The organism is Actinomycetospora sp. CA-101289 (assembly GCF_050955895.1).
Lineage (GTDB): Bacteria > Actinomycetota > Actinomycetes > Mycobacteriales > Pseudonocardiaceae > Actinomycetospora.
Map to the genome: position 1 here is coordinate 1,994,000 of NZ_CP192093.1, position 19,156 is coordinate 2,013,155.

General features: G+C 75.9%; 22 protein-coding genes. 11 read left to right on the top strand and 11 right to left on the bottom strand.

Going from position 1 to position 19,156, the window contains the following annotated elements; translation table 11 throughout:
* Nucleotides 1-120: 120 nt before the first annotated feature.
* The gene (cofC, locus tag ACQPX6_RS09875; RefSeq protein WP_433787131.1) at nt 121-825 is read right to left on the bottom strand and encodes a 2-phospho-L-lactate guanylyltransferase; all 705 of its coding nucleotides are present in this window, start codon (nt 823-825) and stop codon (nt 121-123) included.
* A gap of 150 nt (nt 826-975) precedes the next feature.
* Here cofC and ACQPX6_RS09880 point away from each other — a divergent pair, with 150 nt between their 5' ends.
* From ACQPX6_RS09880 to ACQPX6_RS09890, 3 genes are all read left to right on the top strand, one after another.
* The gene (locus tag ACQPX6_RS09880; protein WP_433787132.1) at nt 976-1,728 is read left to right on the top strand and encodes a lysophospholipid acyltransferase family protein; all 753 of its coding nucleotides are present in this window, start codon (nt 976-978) and stop codon (nt 1,726-1,728) included.
* Nucleotides 1,725-2,750, top strand: a complete 1,026-nt coding sequence (locus tag ACQPX6_RS09885) for an NAD(P)H-dependent glycerol-3-phosphate dehydrogenase (RefSeq protein ID WP_433787133.1) — start codon at nt 1,725-1,727, stop codon at nt 2,748-2,750. Before ACQPX6_RS09880 ends, ACQPX6_RS09885 begins: the two co-directional genes overlap by 4 nt.
* Nucleotides 2,751-2,814: 64 nt before the next feature.
* Nucleotides 2,815-3,315, top strand: a complete 501-nt coding sequence (locus ACQPX6_RS09890) for an ATP-binding protein (RefSeq protein WP_433787134.1) — start codon at nt 2,815-2,817, stop codon at nt 3,313-3,315.
* A 3-nt stretch (nt 3,316-3,318) separates the two neighbouring features.
* Here ACQPX6_RS09890 and ACQPX6_RS09895 read toward each other — a convergent pair whose 3' ends face one another.
* Nucleotides 3,319-3,963 carry a pyridoxamine 5'-phosphate oxidase family protein gene (locus ACQPX6_RS09895; protein WP_433787135.1) on the bottom strand — a complete coding sequence of 215 codons (645 nt, stop codon included), beginning with the start codon at nt 3,961-3,963 and terminating at the stop codon, nt 3,319-3,321.
* 59 nt (nt 3,964-4,022) lie between these two features.
* Between ACQPX6_RS09895 and ACQPX6_RS09900 the strand changes: the two genes are divergently transcribed.
* From ACQPX6_RS09900 to ACQPX6_RS09910, 3 genes are read left to right on the top strand one after another with little or no spacing between them, the layout of a single operon-like run.
* The gene (locus ACQPX6_RS09900; RefSeq protein WP_433787136.1) at nt 4,023-5,453 is read left to right on the top strand and encodes a PLP-dependent aminotransferase family protein; all 1,431 of its coding nucleotides are present in this window, start codon (nt 4,023-4,025) and stop codon (nt 5,451-5,453) included.
* Nucleotides 5,438-6,235 carry a tryptophan 2,3-dioxygenase gene (locus ACQPX6_RS09905; protein ID WP_433787137.1) on the top strand — a complete coding sequence of 266 codons (798 nt, stop codon included), beginning with the start codon at nt 5,438-5,440 and terminating at the stop codon, nt 6,233-6,235. Before ACQPX6_RS09900 ends, ACQPX6_RS09905 begins: the two co-directional genes overlap by 16 nt.
* A gap of 21 nt (nt 6,236-6,256) precedes the next feature.
* Nucleotides 6,257-7,348, top strand: a complete 1,092-nt coding sequence (locus ACQPX6_RS09910; RefSeq protein WP_433787138.1) for a D-alanine--D-alanine ligase family protein — start codon at nt 6,257-6,259, stop codon at nt 7,346-7,348.
* On the opposite strand, the gene ACQPX6_RS09915 is transcribed toward ACQPX6_RS09910, so the two are convergent.
* Together ACQPX6_RS09915 and ACQPX6_RS09920 are read right to left on the bottom strand one after the other, a co-directional pair.
* Nucleotides 7,329-7,895, bottom strand: a complete 567-nt coding sequence (locus ACQPX6_RS09915; RefSeq protein WP_433787139.1) for a DUF3515 domain-containing protein — start codon at nt 7,893-7,895, stop codon at nt 7,329-7,331. The genes ACQPX6_RS09910 and ACQPX6_RS09915 overlap by 20 nt on opposite strands.
* Before the next feature lie 3 nt (nt 7,896-7,898).
* Nucleotides 7,899-8,135, bottom strand: coding sequence for an Lrp/AsnC family transcriptional regulator (locus ACQPX6_RS09920; RefSeq protein WP_433787140.1), 237 nt, complete (start codon nt 8,133-8,135; stop codon nt 7,899-7,901).
* An 80-nt stretch (nt 8,136-8,215) separates the two neighbouring features.
* Here ACQPX6_RS09920 and ACQPX6_RS09925 point away from each other — a divergent pair, with 80 nt between their 5' ends.
* Nucleotides 8,216-9,283, top strand: a complete 1,068-nt coding sequence (locus ACQPX6_RS09925; protein WP_433787141.1) for a thiamine-phosphate kinase — start codon at nt 8,216-8,218, stop codon at nt 9,281-9,283.
* Nucleotides 9,284-9,335: 52 nt separating this feature from the next.
* On the opposite strand, the gene ACQPX6_RS09930 is transcribed toward ACQPX6_RS09925, so the two are convergent.
* Genes ACQPX6_RS09930 through ACQPX6_RS09950 form a run of 5 tightly spaced genes read right to left on the bottom strand, consistent with a single transcriptional unit; the run spans nt 9,336 to nt 14,992 of the window.
* Nucleotides 9,336-10,733, bottom strand: coding sequence for a (Fe-S)-binding protein (locus tag ACQPX6_RS09930; protein ID WP_433787142.1), 1,398 nt, complete (start codon nt 10,731-10,733; stop codon nt 9,336-9,338).
* A complete protein-coding gene (locus ACQPX6_RS09935; protein WP_433787143.1) occupies nt 10,730-11,896 on the bottom strand; it encodes an FAD-binding oxidoreductase in 1,167 nt (388 codons plus the stop codon). The genes ACQPX6_RS09930 and ACQPX6_RS09935 overlap by 4 nt, the downstream gene beginning before the upstream one ends.
* Complete coding sequence (locus ACQPX6_RS09940) at nt 11,893-13,419, bottom strand: FAD-binding oxidoreductase (protein WP_433787144.1); 1,527 nt, start codon at nt 13,417-13,419, stop codon at nt 11,893-11,895. Before ACQPX6_RS09940 ends, ACQPX6_RS09935 begins: the two co-directional genes overlap by 4 nt.
* On the bottom strand, nt 13,419-14,174 hold the full coding sequence (locus ACQPX6_RS09945) for an HAD family hydrolase (RefSeq protein WP_433787145.1): 756 nt from the start codon (nt 14,172-14,174) through the stop codon (nt 13,419-13,421). The genes ACQPX6_RS09940 and ACQPX6_RS09945 overlap by 1 nt, the downstream gene beginning before the upstream one ends.
* Nucleotides 14,171-14,992 (bottom strand): IclR family transcriptional regulator, encoded by an 822-nt coding sequence (locus ACQPX6_RS09950; RefSeq protein WP_433787146.1) that lies wholly within the window; start codon nt 14,990-14,992, stop codon nt 14,171-14,173. The genes ACQPX6_RS09945 and ACQPX6_RS09950 overlap by 4 nt, the downstream gene beginning before the upstream one ends.
* 138 nt (nt 14,993-15,130) lie before the next feature.
* Here ACQPX6_RS09950 and aceB point away from each other — a divergent pair, with 138 nt between their 5' ends.
* From aceB to ACQPX6_RS09965, 3 genes are all read left to right on the top strand, one after another.
* Nucleotides 15,131-16,732 carry a malate synthase A gene (gene aceB, locus ACQPX6_RS09955; RefSeq protein ID WP_433787147.1) on the top strand — a complete coding sequence of 534 codons (1,602 nt, stop codon included), beginning with the start codon at nt 15,131-15,133 and terminating at the stop codon, nt 16,730-16,732.
* 74 nt (nt 16,733-16,806) lie between these two features.
* Nucleotides 16,807-17,349 carry a GNAT family N-acetyltransferase gene (locus ACQPX6_RS09960; protein ID WP_433787148.1) on the top strand — a complete coding sequence of 181 codons (543 nt, stop codon included), beginning with the start codon at nt 16,807-16,809 and terminating at the stop codon, nt 17,347-17,349.
* 40 nt (nt 17,350-17,389) lie between these two features.
* On the top strand, nt 17,390-18,070 hold the full coding sequence (locus ACQPX6_RS09965; RefSeq protein ID WP_433787149.1) for a uracil-DNA glycosylase: 681 nt from the start codon (nt 17,390-17,392) through the stop codon (nt 18,068-18,070).
* Nucleotides 18,071-18,083: 13 nt separating this feature from the next.
* On the opposite strand, the gene ACQPX6_RS09970 is transcribed toward ACQPX6_RS09965, so the two are convergent.
* Nucleotides 18,084-18,467, bottom strand: a complete 384-nt coding sequence (locus ACQPX6_RS09970) for a hypothetical protein (RefSeq protein WP_433787150.1) — start codon at nt 18,465-18,467, stop codon at nt 18,084-18,086.
* Nucleotides 18,468-18,547: 80 nt separating this feature from the next.
* On the opposite strand from ACQPX6_RS09970, the gene ACQPX6_RS09975 reads away from it, so the two are divergent.
* Nucleotides 18,548-18,829, top strand: coding sequence for a DUF397 domain-containing protein (locus ACQPX6_RS09975; RefSeq protein ID WP_433787151.1), 282 nt, complete (start codon nt 18,548-18,550; stop codon nt 18,827-18,829).
* A gap of 76 nt (nt 18,830-18,905) precedes the next feature.
* Here the strand turns inward: ACQPX6_RS09975 and rpmB are convergent, their stop codons facing one another.
* On the bottom strand, nt 18,906-19,094 hold the full coding sequence (gene rpmB / locus ACQPX6_RS09980; protein WP_433787152.1) for a large ribosomal subunit protein bL28: 189 nt from the start codon (nt 19,092-19,094) through the stop codon (nt 18,906-18,908).
* Nucleotides 19,095-19,156 lie beyond the last annotated feature (62 nt).

Consider the following 19,156-nt stretch of genomic DNA (forward strand, 5'->3'; position numbering starts at 1 on the left):
CCGGAGGCGGGCGCAGGCCGCGAGGGAGCGCGACCCGGCCCTCGCGCGAGGCCGGCGCGTTCACCGCGGCGATACCGGCCCGACACCCGGTCCCGGGGCCGCTCCGTGGTCGATCCGGGCTCACCGCGGCCCGCAGGGTGCGCCGACGGCGGCGGGCGCCGTGACCCGGCCGCACCACGCATCGGTCTCGGGCCCGACGCCGAGCGCCCGGGCGCGGGCCAGGTCGTCGACGGTGTCGACGTCGCCGCGCAGGCCGGGCCAGTCGCCGTCGAGCGCCACCGCCCCGGCCAGCGCGTGGGCCCCGGCCGACCCGGGCCCGAAGCGCGGCCGCGGGGACCGGCCGGGCGCGGTGACCAGCAGCGTGGTCCCGGTGCCGGCGTGGTCGGCGACGAACGCGGCCGGGGCGCCGTCGGCGAACGCGGCCGCGGCGCGGGAGAGCGCGTCGTCGAGCTCGTCGGGACGCAGCGCGGGGAGGTCGGCCTGCAGCGCGGCGACCGCGCGCCGGGCGCCGGCGCGCCGCAGGTGCGCGGCGCCGGCCCGGATCGCGGCGTTGAGCCCGCCGCCGGGGTCGCGCACCGTCTCCCACGGCGCCCCCGCCCCCGCCAGCCGCTCGGCCGGCTCGGCGGTGACGACGACGAGGCGGCCGGCTAGCCCGGCGGCGCGGGCCGCGCGCAGTGTGTCGCGGGCCAGGGCGAGGGCCAGCGCGCGGTGGGCGTGCTCCCGGTCGGCGTCGTCACCGGGGAGGCCGGCGACGGCCGGGGCGAGGCGGGACTTCGCCCGGCGCAGCTCCTTGACCGGCACCACGAGGTCGACCGGATCGGGCACGGCCTCAGTCTGCCCCTTGGCGCCGACACCGGGGCGGGCCCGACCCGCCGGGGTGACCGGTCTCGCTGGACCGGCCCAACCGCTGCGGGAGAGACTGCGCGGCGACGGGTCCTTCCGGACCCGCACGACCTGACGGACGCGGAGGTGGGCGTGCCGGTGGCACGGGTGCGCGAGAAGGGCGGGTGGGCGGTCGCCCTGGCCGCCGCGACCTTCTACCCGCTGACCTGGTTGCTCGCGAAGCGCCGGATGGAGGGGCTCGACCAGGTCCCCGCCAAGGGCCCCGCGCTGCTGGTGTGCAACCACGTCTCCTACCTCGACCCGGTCTACACGGCGGTGTTCGTGCACCGGGCGAAGCGGGTGCCGCGGTTCCTCGCGAAGGCGTCGCTGTGGAAGGTGCCGGTGTTCGGGCGGGTGCTGAGCGGGAGCCGCCAGATCCCGGTGAGCCGGGGCTCGGCCGACGCCGGGGCGAGCCTCGAGGCCGCGCGCGCGTCGTTCGACGACGACGGGGTCGTCGTCATCTACCCGGAGGGCACGATCACCCGCGACGAGGCGGGGTGGCCGATGGCCGCCCGCTCGGGCGCGGCGCGGCTGGCGCTGCAGCGCGAGGGCGTGCCCGTCATCCCCGTCGTGCACTGGGGCACGCTGTCGGTCTACGACCACTACCGCCGCCGGTTCCGGCCGTCGCGGCGCACCATGATCACCGTGAAGGCGGGCGACCCGATCCCGATGGACGACCTGCGGGCCCGCGTGGCCCAGGCCGAGCCCGGCCGTGAGCGGATGGCGGAGGTGTCGGCGCTGCGCGAGGCCACCGAGCGGATGATGACCGCCGTGCGGGAGCTGCTCGGCGAGGTCCGCGGCGAGCCGGTGCCCGCCCCGACGCGCGGCGCGCGGGGCAGCGAGTGAGCGCCGGGAACGGCGTGGCCCCGCTGCGCCGGGTCGCGGTGCTGGGCGCCGGGTCGTGGGGCACCACGTTCGCCAAGGTGCTCGCCGACGCCGGCACGCCCGTCACCCTGTGGGCCCGCCGCGCCGAGGTCGCCGACGCCGTGGTCCGCGATCACCGCAACCACGAGTACCTGCCCGACGTGGCGCTGCCGACGGACCTCGTCGCCACCGCCGACGCCGACGAGGCGCTCGAGGGCGCCGAGGCCGTCGTGCTGGCGCTGCCCGCCCAGCGGCTGCGGGAGAACCTCGAGAACTGGCGCCCGCACCTGCCCGACGGCGTGACGCTGGTCAGCCTCGCCAAGGGGGTCGAGCGCGGCACGCTGCTGCGCATGAGCGAGGTGATCTACGAGGTCACCGGCGCCGAGGCGGGGCGCGTGGCGGTCGTGTCGGGCCCCAACCTCGCGGGCGAGATCGCCGCGGAGCAGCCCACCGCCACCGTCGTCGCCTGCCCCGACCACGACCGCGCGGTCGCCGTCCAGCACGCCTGCTCCACCGGCTACTTCAAGCCCTACACCAACACCGACGTCATCGGCTGCGAGCTCGGCGGGGCGTGCAAGAACGTCATCGCGCTCGCCTGCGGGACGGCTGCGGGGCTGGGCTACGGCGACAACACCGCGGCCTCGCTGATCACCCGCGGGCTGGCGGAGATCTCGCGCCTGGCCGTGGCCCTGGGCGCCGAGCACCTCACGCTCGCGGGCCTCGCCGGCATGGGCGACCTCGTGGCCACCTGCTCCTCGCCGCTGTCGCGCAACCGGCGCTTCGGCGAGGCCCTCGGCCGCGGCCTCACGGTGGCCGAGGCCGAGGAGGCCAACCACGGCCAGGTCGCCGAGGGCGTCAAGTCCTGCGACGCGATCGCCGAGCTCGCCCGCCGCCACGACGTCGACACCCCGATCGTCGACGCGGTCCGGCGGGTGTGCGCCGGGGAGGTGTCGGCCAAGGAGGTCGGCGAGGAGCTGATCAACCGGGAGCTCAAGGTCGAGTAGGGCCCCGTGACTCGACCCGGTGCGTCGACGTTTGCCGCCCCCGACCCCGGGAACACTGGCCGCGATGGACGTGCTGCAGCGCTTGGGCCCCCGGACGGAGCCACGCACCGCCGTGGCGCCGCTGGAGCTCTGTGCGCTCTCGACCACCGAGGACGCCGCGATGATGCGCCGGCGCTTCCGGAGCTGGGTCGGTCCGCTCACCGACGCCGACACCGCCGACGACCTCGCGCTCGCGGTGTACGAGGCCTTGGCCAACGTCGTCGACCACGCCTACGTCGAGCGCGGCGCGCCCGGGCTCATGACGCTGTGGGCCGTGGTGTCCCACCCGTTGCTCACCGGCCGCGACCTGGTCGTCACCGTCCTCGACGAGGGTGCGTGGCGGCCCAGCAGCGGCCCCGGCTGGCGGGGCCGCGGGCTGCCGCTGATGCGTGAGCTCATGCACGCCACCGCGGTGCTGTCCGACGACGACGGCACCACGGTGCAGCTGCGCCGCCGCATCGCCCCGGCGCCGGCCGCGACGCCCGCCCCGCGCACCGGGCCGGGCCGCGCCGCCGCGATGGCCTGACGCTCACCCCGTCGGCACGTGCGCGGGCACCGGGGTGTCCGCGGGGAGCGCCGGGCACGTCGTCACGCCCGTCACCCGCATCTCGAGGCCCACGACGCCCGCCCAGCGGTGGTCGCCGGCCGCGACGGCGTCGCCGTCTCCGGGCGGTCCGCTGCGCGTCTTGACGCTGGCCTCGGTGAGGTCGACGGCGACCATCCCGGTCGCAGCGAGCTCCTTGCGGCTCGGCGGGTCGGCGTGGTCCTCCTGTCCGGGGGCGACCTGGGTGACCAGGGCGCGCAGGGCGACCAGCGCCTCGTCGGGGTCGGTCACCGGCCGGGCGTGCCCGCGGACCACGGCGCTGCGGTAGTTCGCGGACTGGGTGAACCAGCGGCGGGCGTAGACGAGCCCGTCGACGAGCGTCACGGTCACGCACACCGGCTCGTCGCCGCGCAGGCTCGCCGCGCCGCTGGAGCCGTGCAGGTAGAGCGTCTCGCCGACGCGGGCGTGCAGGGTCGGGAGCACGACGGGCTCGCCGTCGACCACGCGCCCGAGGTGGGCGACCAGGGCCTCGTCGAGCACCGCGTGGAGCTCGGCGCGGTCGGTGCGCTGGCGGTCGCGGTGGCGGCGGACCTGCGAGCGTTCGGTGGGGGAGAGCGTCACGGTCACCATGGTCGGGCGCCGAGTGGCATCCTCGAACGGCCACTTCCGCGCGACTCGAGGAGGCCACCGTGCGTGGGCTGCCGCCGGAGCTCGTGCTCCCGCTCGACCGCGCCGGGGCGGCCCCGCTCGCGGTGCAGCTGGCCGACGGGCTGCGCGACGCCGCCGCCCGCGGGGTCCTGCGCGTCGGCCACCGCGTGCCGTCCACCCGCGCCCTGGCCGAGGAGCTGGGCGTCAGCCGCACGGTGACCGCGGCCGCCTACGACCAGCTCGTCGCCGAGGGCTGGCTCGGCCCCCGCCGCGGGGCCGGCACGTACGTGCTGGCGACCTCCTACATGCGTGATCTTCCCGGCTGTCGCCGAGAAGATCACGCACGTACGGGCGTCGACCTGCGGCCCGGGGCCCCGTGCACCGCGGTGCTCGACCGGCGGGCGTGGCGCCGGGCCTGGCGGCGCGCGGGCGACCTCGAGCCCGCAGCGCGCCCCGAGCACGCCGGGGTGCCCGCCTACCGCGACGCCGTCGCGCGCCTGCTGCTGCACCACCGCGGCCTCGCCGCCGCGCCCGGCGACGTCCTCGCCACCGCCGGCACCACCGACGGCTTCGCCGAGCTCGTCGCCCTGCTCGCCGCGCACCACGGGCACCCGCCGCGCGTCGCGGTCGAGGACCCCGGCTACCTGCGCGCGGTCGCGGTGCTGCGCGACGCCGGGGCCGACGTGGTCGGGGTCGGCGTCGACGACGAGGGCCTGCGCGTCGACGACGTCCCCGCCGGGGTCGACGCCGTCTACCTCACGCCCGCGCACCAGTACCCGCTCGGCGCCCGCCTGCCGGTGGCCCGCCGCGCCGCCCTCGTCGCCCGCGCCCGCGACGAGGGCCTGCTGCTCGTCGAGGACGACTACGACGGCGAGCTGCGCTACGACGTCGCGCCGCTGCCCCTGCTCGCCGGCCTCGCGCCCGACGTCACCGTGCACCTCGGCACTGCGAGCAAGGTGCTGACCCCGAGCCTCGGCGCCGGCTGGATGGTCGCCCCGCCGGCCTGGCGCGACCGGGTGCTCGCGCGCCGCCGGGCCACGGGCGTGCGGCCCGCGCCCGCCGGCCAGCACATCGTCGCCGCCCTGCACGCCGACGGCGCGCTGGCCCGCCACCTCGCGCGGCTGCGCCGCGAGCTCGCCGCCCGCCGGGTCCGGGTGGTCGACGCCGTCACCGCCGCGGGCCACCGGGTGCGCGGCGACCGGGCGGGCGCGCACCTCGTCGTCGACCTGCCCGACCGCGACGCCGAGCAGGCGGTGGTGGACGGCGCGGCGGCGGCGGGCGTGCACCTCGGCCCGCTCGGCGCCCACCACCTCGACCCCGCCGGGCCCCGCGCGCACGGCGTGCTCGTCGGCTGGGCCGGCCCGGGCGGCGACGAGCTCGACGAGGCGCTGGCGGTGCTCACCCGGGTGCTCACGGGGGTCGCGCCCGGGGCCGTCGGGCGACGAGGATCGGCGCCGTGCCCGAACACCTGACCTACGGGCGGTACCTGCACCTGGACGAGCTGCTCGCGGCGCAGACCCCGCTCTCGCGCCCCGAGGCGCACGACGAGCTGCTGTTCATCATCCAGCACCAGACCTCCGAGCTGTGGCTCAAGCTCGCCCTCCACGAGCTGACGGGCGCGTGCGACGACCTCGCGGGCGACGACGTCGCGCTCGCCCAGAAGCGCCTGGCGCGCGTGAAGCAGGTGCAGAAGCAGCTCATCGAGCAGTGGTCGGTGCTCGCGACGCTGACGCCGTCGGAGTACCAGCGCTTCCGCGGGTTCCTCGGCTCGTCGTCGGGGTTCCAGAGCTACCAGTACCGCGCCGTCGAGTTCCTGCTCGGCGCCAAGGACCCGGCGATGCTCGACGTGTTCGGCGACGACCCGGACGCCCGGGCGGTGCTCACCGCCGCGCTCGACCGGCGCAGCCTCTACGACGAGTTCCTGCGCCTGCTCGCCCGCCGCGGCCACGACGTGCCCGCCGACGTGCTCGCGCGGGACGTGCGCGAGCCCCACCGCGAGGATCCGCGGCTGGTCGAGGTGTTCCGCACGATCTACGACGACCCGCAGCGCAACTGGGACGTCTACGAGGTCTGCGAGGAGCTCGTCGACATCGAGGACAACCTGCAGCTCTGGCGCTTCCGCCACCTCAAGACGGTCGAGCGGACCATCGGCTTCCGCACCGGCACCGGTGGGACGACCGGGGCGTCGTTCCTGCGCCGCGTGCTCGACCTGTCCTTCTTCCCGGAGCTGTACGCGGTGCGGACCGCGCTGTAGCGCCGCGTAGGCTCCGCCGCCATGACGGGCCAGGCTGAGCCGGATCGCCCCCGCGTCGTCGTCCTCTTCGGGGGACGCAGCAGCGAGCACAAGATCTCCTGTCTCTCCGCGGGCAGCGTGCTCGCCCACCTCGACCCGGCGCGCTACGACGTGCTGCCCGTCGCGATCACGCCCGCCGGCGAGTGGGTGCTCGGCCCGACGGACCCCGAGGTCCTGCGCCTGCACGGCCGCGAGCTGCCCGAGGTCACCTCCGGGCGCCCGGTGGCGCTGCCCGCCGACCCCACGCGCCGTGAGCTGATCGCCCTCGACGACGGCACCTCGCTGGGTCGCGTCGACGTCGTCGTGCCCGTGCTGCACGGCCCCGGCGGGGAGGACGGCACGGTGCAGGGCCTGCTCGAGATGGCCGGCGTGCCCTACGTCGGCGCCGGGGTCTGCTCCAGCGCCGCGTCGATGGACAAGGACGTCACCAAGCGCCTGCTGCGCGACGCGGGCGTCCCCGTCGGCGACCACGCGGTGCTGCGCCCCGACCGCGACACCCTCACCGACGCGGAGAGGGAGCGCCTCGGGCTGCCGGTGTTCGTCAAGCCCGCGCGCGCCGGGTCGTCGGTGGGCATCAGCCGCGTCACCGACTGGTCCGGGCTCGCCGCGGCCGTCGCCACCGCCCGCGCCGAGGACCCGAAGGTGCTCGTCGAGGCCGCGATCGTCGGGCGCGAGATCGAGTGCGGGGTCCTCGAGCACCCCGACGGGCGCGTCGAGGCGAGCGTGCCGGCCGAGGTCCGCGTCGTCGGCGGGGACGCCGGCTGGTACGACTTCGACACCAAGTACCTCGACGACGCCTGCGAGCTCGACGTGCCCGCCAAGCTCGACGACGACGTGGCCGAGATGGTGCGCCGCACCGCGGTCGAGGTGTTCCGGGTGATGGACGTCGAGGGCCTGGCGCGCGTCGACTTCTTCCTCACCGGCGACGGACGGCTGCTGGTCAACGAGCTGAACACCATGCCGGGGTTCACGTCGACGTCGCTCTACCCGCGCATGTGGGCCACGGCGGGCATCGAGTACCCGGTGCTGGTGGAGACGCTGGTCGAGACCGCGCTCAGCCGGCGGGGCGGCTGACCAGCGCGATCTTCACCCCGCGCGAGACGTCCTGCACCGGGCCGGTGCCCACGTCGTCGGGGATCGTCAGCCCCACGTACACGGCGCGGTCGACGGTCACCCACGTCGTGCTGCCCGGCACGCCGTCCTCCACGGCGACCCAGTCGACGCCCGCCGCGTCGAGCGTGGACGCGCCGGGGGCGAGCTCGACGGGGCGCGGCAGGCCGCAGCGCAGCACGATCGGCGCCGCGCCGTCCTCGCCGCCCCACGCGAGCGTGGCCGCGGGGACCGGGTCGGCGAGCACGCGCCGGGGCATCAGGCCGCGCTCGGTGGGGATCTCGCCGGGCAGCCCGGAGAGCAGCCGCGAGCAGTCGGCGCTGGCCGCGGCGGGCACCGGCACGGCGGCGACGTGCAGGCGGACGGTGTCGGCGTCGGGCACGGGGTCGCGCACGAGCACCGCGGAGGCGACCAGCACGCCGGCCACGATCAGCACGGGCAGCGCGAGGGCGATCCCGACCAGGGCGCGGGGCAGCCGGCGCGCCACCCCGAGCCCCCGGGTGGGAGGCACCGCTCAGTCGGCGGACACGACGGGGCAGGTGAGCGTCCGGGTGATGCCCGGGACCTTCTGCACGGCGTTCACGACCGTGCGACCGAGCGACTCCACGTCGTCGGCCTCGGCGGCAACGATGACGTCGTAGGGTCCGGTGACGTCCTGAGCCCGGGTGACCCCGTCGATCCCGGCCACCTCCGAGGCGACCGCGGCGGCACGACCCACCTCGGTCTGGATCAGGATGTAGGCCTGGACCACGGATGTGCCTCCTCGGGGACGGGGGCCGGTCGGGGGCACCGGCACGGCGCAGCAGGCAAGGTACCGCAGGGAGTCGAGGGGTGAGCCGGACGGCGAACGGGCGCGGGGGACACGGACGGACCGGGGGCGCCGGGGGTCGGGCCCGCCGGGGCACCGGCGCGCCCGGCGGCGGACCGGACCGCGCGACGCCGGCCGACGCCGGGACCGCGGCGGAGCTCGGCGAGTTCGGCGTGATCGACCGTCTGACCGGCGACCGCTTCCAGCCCGAGCAGACGCTGCTGGGCCCGGGCGACGACGCGGCGGTGGTCGCGGCGCCCGACGGCCGGGTCGTCGCGACCGTGGACACGCTGGTCCAGGGCGTGCACTTCCGCCTCGACTGGTCGGCGCCCGAGCAGGTGGGCCGCAAGGCGGTGGCCGCGAACCTCGCCGACGTCGCGGCGATGGGCGCGGTGCCGACGGCGCTGCTGCTCTCGCTCGCGTGCCCCGGCGACACGAGCGCCGACGTGCTCGACGGCCTCGCGGCCGGCGTGTGGGACGCCGCGGCGGACGCCGGCGTCGGCGTCGTCGGGGGCGACACCGTGTCCGCCGACACCCTGGTGGTCTCGATCACGGCGCTCGGGGATCTGGAGGGCCGGGCGCCGGTGACGCGCTCCGGCGCGCGCCCCGGGGACGTGGTGGCCGTCTGCGGGCAGCTGGGGTGGTCGGCGGCGGGCATGGCCGTGCTGCGCCGGGGATTCCGCTCGCCGGTGGCGATGGTGGCCGCACACCGCACGCCCCGCCCGCCGTGGCGCGCGGGACCCGTGGCCGCGCGCGCGGGCGCCACGTCGATGATCGACACCTCGGACGGACTGCTCGCCGACCTCGGGCACGTGGCCGCGGCGTCGCGGGTGCACGTCGACCTGTCCTCGCGCCTGGTGCCCGTGGCCGACAAGCTCCGCGACGTGGCCTCGGCGCTCGGCGGCGACGCGCTGGGCTGGGCGCTCACGGGTGGCGAGGACCACGCGCTGGTCGCGACCTTCCCGCGCGAACAGGACGTGCCGGCCGACTGGGTGGTGTGCGGCGAGGTCCGCGCCGGCACGGGCTCGGTCACCGTCGACGCCGACCGCTGGGGCGGCTCCGGCGACCCCGGCTACCTGCACTGGCGCTAGTACGTGCGTGATCTTCTGAGCGATAGCTCAGAAGATCACGCACGTAGGACGGTCAGCCCATCTCCGGCGGGCGGACGCCGCGGATCGAGGCGTCGATCAGCTGGATCGGGTGCAGCATCGGCAGCTCGCCGTCGAGGTACTTGCGGATCTGCAGCAGGCACCCCGGGTTGGCCGTGACCAGCACGTCGGCCCCGGTCCCGCGGATGTTGTCGGCCTTGCGCCGCCCGAGGTCGCCCGCGGCCTCGGGCTGGAGCATGTTGTAGATCCCCGCCGACCCGCAGCAGATCTCGGCCTCGGGCAGCTCGACCAGCTCGACGCCCGGGATCGCGCGCAGCACCCGGCGCGGCTCCGTGCGGATCTTCTGCGCGTGCCCCAGGTGGCAGGCGTCGTGGTAGACGACCTTCGCCTCGATGGGGTGCCGGCGCGCGCGGGCGTCGGCGAGCGTCGCGTCGACGACCTCGGAGATGTCGCGGACCTTCGCCGCGAACGCCGACGCGCGCTCCGCCCACTCCGGGTCGTCGGCCAGCAGCTCGCCGTACTCCTTCATCGACGACCCGCAGCCGGCGACGTTGGTGGCGATCGTGTCGACCCCGGCGCGCTCGAACACCGCGATGAGCTTCTTCGCCCGCTCGATCGCCTCGGCCTCGCGGCCCGCGTGCAGTCCCAGCGCCCCGCAGCACGCCTGCTCGCGCGGCGCGATGACGTCCCAGCCCTCGGCGGCGAGCACGCGGGCGGTGGCCTCGTTGACCGGGTGGAAGAAGACGTCCTGCACGCACCCGGTGAGCAGCCCGACCCGGCCCCGGCGCTCGCCGACGGCCGGGGTGCGCTCGGGCATCCGCCGGAACGCCTGGCGCACGCTCACCGGCGGCAGCAGCGACTCCATCGCCACGAGCCGGGCGAACCGCTCCGGGACCCTCGCCAGCAGCCGGTCCATGCTCTTCGGCCGCAGCTTCTGGTACAGCGCGCCGCCGATCGACGCCGCGCGCAGGCGGCGCTTGTAGGGGAACAGCGTGAAGATCGCCTCGCGGAACCAGCGGTCCGACCGCGACCGCACCACGTTCCGCTCGATCTGCGGGCGGGTGGCCTCGAGCAGCCGGTCGTACTGCACGCCCGACGGGCAGGCCGTCACGCAGGCCATGCAGCCCAGACAGCGGTCCATGTGCGTGGTGAACGAGCCCTCGAGCGGGATCTCGCCCTTCTCCGCCATCTCCATGAGGTAGATGCGCCCGCGCGGGGAGTCCATCTCCTCGCCCCACAGCGCGTAGGTGGGGCACGTCGGCAGGCAGAAGCCACAGTGCACGCAGTCGTCGAGCAGCTCCTGCGCCGGCGGGTGGTGGTCGTCGAACGAGCCGAACTCGCCGCCGAGGACGTCGGCGCGCTCCGGGGCGGCCTTCTCGCCGCGCTCGGAGGAGAAGTCGGGGGAGGGACCGGCGGTCGGGTGGATGGTCATGCGCTGACTCCGCTCGGCTGGGGCGCCGGGATCCACGGGGCGAGGCGCCCGCGGCCGAAGCGCTGGTCGGGGTCGAGGGACGTGGCGACGGCGCGCAGCAGCGCCGCCGAGGTCGGTGCCGGCCCGAAGGCGGGCAGGGTCGCGCCGGGAGGCCGCTGGCGCAGCGACGACGTGCCGCCGGCCGCGGCGACCTGCCGGTGCGCCTCGGCCACGACGTCGGCGTCCGCGGGCAGCCCGACGGTGGCGACGCCGGTGCGCGGCGACGCGGTGACGTCGCTCAGGGCGGCCACCTCGCCGAGCGCGTCGAGGACGTCGGTGAGCTCCGAGGGCGTCACGCCGCAGCGGAGCACCGCCCGGTCGTCGGCGCGCCGGCGCACGGTGGCGGCGTGCGTCTCCCAGGCGGCCGCGGCGTCGTCGTCGGGGAGCACCGCGGCGCCGTCGCCGACGATCCCGACGAGGCGCTCGGCGCGCGAGGCCGCGCCCGCCGTCGAGCCCTCGATCATCACGAGCAGCCGGCCGCCGTGGTCGTCGGCGAGCCACTCGACCGCGACGGGCTCGACGGGGCTGTCGGCGACGCGGCGGGCCACGTCGGCCATCGCCGCCCGCGCGCACGGCACCGCGACGGTGATCGCCGCCTCCGGCGCGGGGTGCAGGCGCAGCACGAGCCGGACGAGCACGCCGAGCGTCCCGTGGGCGCCGTGCAGGAGCTTGGTGAGGTCGTAGCCGGCGACGTTCTTGATGACGTGGCCGCCCGAGTGCGCCACGGTGCCGTCGGCGAGCACGAGCGTCGCGCCGATGACGAGGTCGCGCAGCGAGCCGTACTGCAGCGCGCGCGGGCCGGCGTCGGCCGTGGCGAACAGCCCGCCGACGGTGGCGCCGTCGGCGGTGCGCGCGGGGTCGACGGCCACGCGCTGGTGGTGCGGGGCGAGCTCGGCCTGCAGGTCGCGCAGCGGCGTGCCGGCCCCGACCTCGACGGTCATGTCGCCGGGGTTGTGGGTGACGATCCCGGCGAGTCCGGCGGTGTCGAGCACCGTGTCGACGGGCTCCGGCGTGCCCGCCCAGTCGTGGGCGGTGCCCGCGCCGGCGATGCGGAGGGTGCCGGGGCGGTCGAGGACGGCGGCACGGACCTCGTCGACGGTGGTCGGCGTGACGGTGGTGGTCACAGGCGCTCGATCACTCCCGCTTCCTCGAGGGGATGGGGGCTGTACTTGCCCGGGCGCTCGCCGCAGAGCCGGGGCGTCGGGAAGAGCTTGCCGGGGTTGCAGCGGGAGTCCGGGTCGAAGGCGAGCCGCACGCGGTGCATGACGTTGAGGTCGTCCTCGGAGAACATCTTCGGCATCGAGCACGCCTTGTCGGTGCCGATGCCGTGCTCGCCCGAGAGCGACCCGCCCAGCTCGACGCACAGCTCGGCGATGTCGGTGGAGAGCTTCTCGGCCGCGTGGTGCTCGCCGGCCGCCTCCGAGTAGAGCACCAGCGGGTGCAGGTTGCCGTCGCCCGCGTGGAAGACGTTGGCGACGCGCAGCCCGGCGTCGCGGCCCATGTCCGCGATGCGGGCGAGCACCTCGGCCAGCCGGGTCCGCGGCACCACGCCGTCCTGGACGATGTAGTCGGGGCTGATCCGGCCGACGGCGGCGAAGGCGGCCTTGCGGCCCTTCCACACCTTCTGGCGCTCCTCGGCCGCCTGGGGCACGTGCTGGCGCGTGGCGCCGTGGCGCGTGCAGATGGCCGTGAGCTGCTCGAACTCGGCCTCGACCTCGTCGGCGGGCCCGTCCAGCTCGATGATCAGGGCGGCGGGGGCGTCGACGGTGAGCCCGGCGCCGGTCGCGGCCTCGGAGGCCTCCATCGCCAGCGAGTCCATCATCTCGACCGCGGCGGGGATGATCGCCTCGTCGACGATGTCGCCGACGGTGTCGCCGGCCGCCTCCACCGAGGGGAAGTCGGCGAGGACCGTGCGCACCGTCTCCGGGGTCTGCAGCAGCCGCACGGTGACGCGGGTGCAGACGCCCAGCGTGCCCTCGGAGCCGATGAACAGCCCGCGCAGGTCGGGGCCGGCCTGCTCGCCGGTGGGGCCGCCGAGCGTGACCACCGACCCGTCGGCGAGCACGACCTCCATCTCCAGCACGTGGTTGGTGGTGAAGCCGTACTTCAGGCAGTGGGCGCCGCCGGAGTTCTCCGCGACGTTGCCGCCGATGGTGCAGACCTGCTGGCTGGACGGGTCGGGGGCGTAGTAGAGGCCGCAGGGCGCGGCGGCCTTGGAGATCTCGAGGTTGTAGACGCCGGGCTCGAGCACCGCGCGCCGGTTCTCCACGTCGATCTCGAGGATGCGCCGCAGCTTCTGCAGCGAGATCACCACGCCGTCGGCGACGGGCATCGCCCCGCCGGACAGGCCCGTGCCCGCGCCGCGCGCGACGAACGGCACGCCGTGGCGGGCGCAGATCCGCACGCAGGCGGCGACCTCCTCGGCGGTGCGCGGCAGCACGACCAGGACCGGGACCTGGCGGAAGCCGGTGAGCCCGTCGCACTCGTAACTGCGGCGGCCGACCTCGTCGGTGATCACCAGGTCCGCGGGCAGGACATCGCGGAAGGCCCGGGCCAGCTGCGGTCCCACGTCCGCGGCCGGGGTCGCGGCCTCGGGGGCGTCGTTCCCGGTGCCACCGTGGGGGGTCTCCATCGTGCGCTCGGGCATCACGAGCCTCCTCGGGTGGTGTGCGACCAATCCTCGCGCGTGCCACGGACCACCGCCACCAGACGGCGCGGGTCGGACAGGTCGCCGAACACGTGCTCGGCACCGGAGGCGTGCAGATCGTCGACGCTCGCGGCGCCGGTGGCGACGCCGACGGCGATCGCGCCGGCGGCGTGCGCGGCCTCGACGTCGCGCGGGGTGTCGCCCACGACCACCAGGACCACGGGGGCGTCGTGGTGGGCCTCGAGGGCGGCGCGGGCCGCGTGCACGAGGGTCGAGCGGGGACCGCCGAGGTGGCCGTAGGCGCCGCGGTCGAGGTCGAGCGGCCCGTCCGGGTCGGCGAGCCCGGCGGCCCGCAGCTTGGCCTCGGCGCCCGCCCGCACGTTGCCGGTGACCACGACCTGGGTCACCTCCGGCTCGGCCGCGAGCGCGGCGACGGTCTCGGGCACTCCGGGCAGGGGGGCGGTGACGGCGGCCAGCTCCGCGTCCCGCCCGGCCCAGGCCCGGGTGACGGCGGCGGCGAAGGACACCCCGTACTCGTCGCCGCGGGCGTGCAGCGCCGCGGCGGCCTCGCGCGGCAGCAGGTCCCGGTAGGCGTCGGCCACGAGGCGGTCGGTGAGCCCGCCCATGACGACGCCCTCGGGCGCGTCCAGGCCGGTGACCTCGGCGAACGCGGCGCGCAGGACCGACCCCCCGACGCGCCCGGCGCGCAGCAGCGTGCCGTCCACGTCCCAGCAGACGGCGATCGGCGGGGTCACCGTGCGCCCCGTTCCGAGCGAAGGGCACCGTCGCTCAGAACAGTCGAGCGAAGGGGCCCTTCGCTCGGATCGTCGTCGGGCAGCCCCGCCAGCTCCAGGCCCAGGCGGGCGGCGGCGGCCACGACGGCGGGCCCGGCGCGCTCGGCCTCGGCGGGCGAGAACCGCGCCGCGGGCCCGGACACCGACACCGCGCACGGCGTCGGCGCGCCCGGCACCGGCGCCGCGACGCAGCGCACGCCGACCTCCTGCTCGCCCTCGTCGAGCACCCAGCCCCGTCCGCGCGCGGCGGCGAGCTCCTCGCGCAGCGCCGCGGGGTCGGTGAGGGTGGCCGGGGTGCGGGCGGGCATGCCGGTGCGCGCGACGAGGGCGTCGGCGGCGTCCGGCGCCATGGCCGCGAGCAGCGCCTTGCCGACCCCGGTGGCGTGCAGCGGCACGCGGCGCCCGATCTCGGTGAACATGCGCATCGGGTGCGGCGACGCGGCCTGTGCGAGGTACACCGCGGCGTCGCCGTCGAGGCCCGCGAGGTTGGCCGACTCGCCGGTGACCGCGACCAGCTCGCGCAGCACCGGCCCGACGCCCTCGCCGAGCACCTGGCCCGCGACGTCGCCGAGGCGCACCAGCCGCGGGCCCAGCGCGTAGCGGCGGCCGGCCTCGCGGCGCACGTGGCCCTGGGCGACGAGGGTGGCGAGCAGCCGGTGGACGCTCGCAGCGGGCAGGCCGGAGGCGGCGGCGAGCTCGGAGAGCGTCGCGCGGCCCCCGGCGTCGGCCAGGTGGTCGAGCAGGTCGAGTGCGCGGGTCAGCGACTGCACCGACGGCATCGGGCCCCTCCTCCCCGGGTACGCCCATGACGAGGGTCACGGACGCGATCACTCCATCATTCCGCATTGCGGAAGTCAACTTCCGTGATGTAGAAAAGAGCCAAGCAACACCGTCCCGTCGTGAAGGAGCGTTCAACCATGGCCACCGGTGTCGAGGTGTCGGGTTACACCGTCGAACGCCAGGAGGAGGTGCTCACCGACGACGCGCTGGCGTTCCTCGCCGAGCTGCACCGGCACGCGCAGCCGACGCGCCTCCAGCTCCTGGAGCGCCGCCGCGAGCGCCGCGCCGAGATCGCGCGCACCGGCACGCTGGACTTCCTGCCCGAGACCCAGGAGGTCCGCGACGGCGACTGGACCGTCGCCGAGGCGCCCGCCGACCTGCGCGACCGCCGCGTCGAGATGACCGGTCCCACCGACCGCAAGATGACGATCAACGCGCTGAACTCGGGCGCGAAGGTGTGGCTCGCCGACTTCGAGGACTCCCACGCGCCCACCTGGGAGCTGGTGATCTCGGGGCAGGTCAACCTCATCGACGCCCAGTCCGGCGACGGCAAGCTGACCTTCGACAGCCCCGAGGGCAAGCACTACGAGGTCACGGCCGACGCCCAGCCGACCGTCGTGCTGCGTCCCCGCGGGTGGCACCTCGACGAGAAGCACATCACCGTCGACGGCGAGAAGATCGCCGGCGGACTCGTCGACTTCGGCCTCTACTTCTTCCACAACGCGAAGAAGCTGGTCGACCGCGGCAGCGGGCCGTACTACTACCTGCCGAAGATGGAGTCGCACCTCGAGGCGCGGCTCTGGAACGACGTGTTCACCAAGGCGCAGGACCTGCTCGGCGTCCCGCAGGGCACCGTCCGGGCGACGGTGCTCATCGAGACGATCACCGCGGCGTTCGAGATGGAGGAGATCCTCTACGAGCTGCGCGACCACGCGTCGGGCCTCAACGCCGGGCGGTGGGACTACCTGTTCTCGGTGATCAAGAACTTCCGCGAGCAGGGCCGCGACTTCGTCCTGCCCGACCGCAACTCGGTCGGCATGACCGTGCCGTTCATGCGCGCCTACTCCGAGCTGCTCGTGCGCACCTGCCACAAGCGCGGCGCGTTCGCGATCGGCGGCATGGCCGCGTTCATCCCCTCGCGCAAGGACCCCGAGGCCAACGAGAAGGCCATGGCCAAGGTCCACGAGGACAAGGCCCGCGAGGCCGGCGACGGCTACGACGGCTCGTGGGTGGCGCACCCCGACCTGGTGGAGATCTGCGAGGAGGAGTTCACCAGGGTCCTCGGTGACCGCCCCAACCAGCTCGAGAAGACTCGTGAGGACGTGCGCGTCGGCGCCGCGGAGCTGCTCGACGTGGCCTCGACGCCGGGCGACATCACCGAGGCGGGCCTGCGCAACGACGTCTCGGTGGGCCTGCAGTACATCCAGTCCTGGCTCTCGGGCACCGGCGCGGCCGGCATCTTCAACATGATGGAGGACGCCGCCACCGCCGAGATCTCGCGCTCGCAGATCTGGCAGTGGATCCACAACGACATCGCGCTCGAGGACGGGCAGAAGGTGACGCCCGAGCTCGTCCGCCAGGTGATCGGCGAGGAGCTCGAGAAGATCAAGGACGCCGTCGGCGAGGAGACCTTCGAGAAGGGCCGCTGGCAGGACGCGCGCGACGTGTTCGAGTCGGTGGCGCTCGCCGACGACTACGTCGAGTTCCTCACCCTCCCGGCGTACGAGCTGATCGACTGACCGCGCCCGTGCCGACCGAAGGGCCCGTTCGCTCGGAACAGTCGAGCGGAGGGGCCCTTCGCTCGGATCGGGCGGTGTCGTTCCGCGTCGCCGCCTACGACGACCCGGAGAGCGTGCGCTTCGTCGACGCCGTCCAGGCCTTCTACGTCGAGCGCTACGGCGGCGCCGACGCCACGCCCGTCGACCCCGCCGAGTTCGCGCCGCCGCGCGGGATCTTCGTGCTCGGGAGCCCGCCGGGCTCCGGGCCGGTGTGCTGCGGGGGGTGGCGACGGCACGACGACGCGACGATCGCCGACGCCGACCGCGGCGTGCTGCGCCCGGGCGACGCCGAGATCAAGCGCATGTGGGTCGACCCCGCCCGCCGGCGCCAGGGGCTGGCGACCGCCGTGCTCGCGGAGCTGGAGCGCACGGCCCGGGCGGCCGGGTGCCGGCGGATGGTGCTCGAGACGGGCAGCGCGCAGCCCGAGGCGATCGCGTTCTACGAGGCCCGGGGCTACGCCGGGATGCCGGGGTTCGGCGTCTACCGCGACGCCCCGGCCAGCATCTGCTTCGCCCGCCAGCTGGTGATCACGGCTGCGGCCCCGGGTGGCCACGGCACGCCCACGGTCGGGCGCTAGCGTCGGCCGACCGCCCGACCCGACCCACGGAGGCACCAGCGTGGCCCGTCCCCTCGCAGAGACCGTCGAGGCCGGGTGGGCCGAGGCGCTCGCCCCGGTCGAGGACACCATCGGCGCCATGGGCGACTTCCTGCGCTCCGAGGTGGCGGCCGGGCGGAAGTACCTGCCGGCGGGCGCGAACGTGCTGCGCGCGTTCCAGCAGCCCTTCGACCAGGTGCGCGTGCTGGTGATGGGGCAGGACCCCTACCCGACGCCGGGGCACGCGGTGGGCCTGTCGTTCTCGGTGGCGCCCGACGTGCGCCCGCTGCCCAAGAGCCTGCAGAACATCTTCCGCGAGTACGCGAGCGACCTCGGGCACCCGCCGCCCACCAGCGGCGACCTCTCGCCCTGGGCGGCCAACGGCGTCCTGCTGCTCAACAGGGTGCTCACCGTCGAGCCCGGCGCGCCCGGATCGCACCGCGCGAAGGGGTGGGAGAAGGTCACCGAGGCCGCGGTGGAGGCCCTCGTCGCCCGTCTCGACCAGCCGCTGGTGGCGGTGTTGTGGGGGCGCGACGCGCAGACGGTGAAGCCGCTGCTCGGCGAGGACGTGCCCACCGTCGAGTCGGCGCACCCGAGCCCGATGTCGGCCGACCGCGGGTTCTTCGGATCGCGGCCGTTCAGCCGCGTGGACGAGCACCTGACCGAGCTCGGCGACGACCCGATCGACTGGCGCCTGCCCTAGGCCCCGGACCGGCTCAGCGCCGGCCCCAGCGCCGGCCCGGGGGACGCCGGCGCTGCGGAGCGAACATGCTCCAGCCCTGCGGGGGCGTGGTCTCCGGGCGGTGGCGCCCGGCGCGGCGGCGCGCGAACACCAGGCGCCACAGGTCGCTCATCCGCCGCCGCGGGACCGGGGCGACGACGGGCAGGGCGGGCCGGGCGATGACGGGCGCGGGGGGTGCCGCGACCGCGCCGCGGTACGGGCCCCCGGGGTCGGCGGCCCGGGGCGGCACGCTCGGCATCGGACCGGTCGGGGCGGCGGGCGCGGCGGCGCGCGCCTCCTCATCGGTGAGCCGTTGGGAGGCCACACGCAGCGGCGCGGGAGCCCGCCCCGCTGACCGCGGGTGACCCGGCTGGCTCACGCCGACCTCCGTTCGTCGCTCCGCCCGACGTTCGCGACGGCCCCGATACTCGCCCACGTAGATTGCCGATGCAAGAGCACATGCACCGACCGAGAGCCGGTGCACGTTCCGGGGGAGGGCTCGTGCCCGAGGTGCCGCACGTCGACACGGCCGGTCTGACCTGGCGCGAGAGCAGTCACCGCGACCCGCAGAGCGCAGGTGTGGAGGGTGTGGAGGTCGCGCCGCTGCCCGACGGCGGGGTGGCCGTGCGGAACTCCGGGCACCGCGAGGGGCCCGTGCTCGTCTACACGCGCGCGGAGATGACGGCGTTCGTCCTCGGCGCCAAGGACGGCGAGTTCGACGACCTGCTCGAGTCCGCCTGAGGGAACCGGAGACGCCGAACGCGCGGCCGTCCAGGACGACTGCGCGCTGGGTGGGGCTAAGGGTGCTGACGCGAGGTCAGCGGGCGACCTTGCCGGCCTTGAGGCAGGACGTGCACACGTTCATCCGCTGGCGGTTGCCGTTGCCCAGGCGGGCGTGCACGGTCTGCACGTTCGGGTTCCAGCGGCGGTTCGTGCGCACGTGCGAGTGCGACACCGACTTCCCGAAACCCGGGCCCTTCGCGCACACGTCACACACGGCACTCACGGCTGAACTCCTCGACACGCTGACGATTTCCGCACGCGCGACCCGCCAACCGGCGGTGCGCA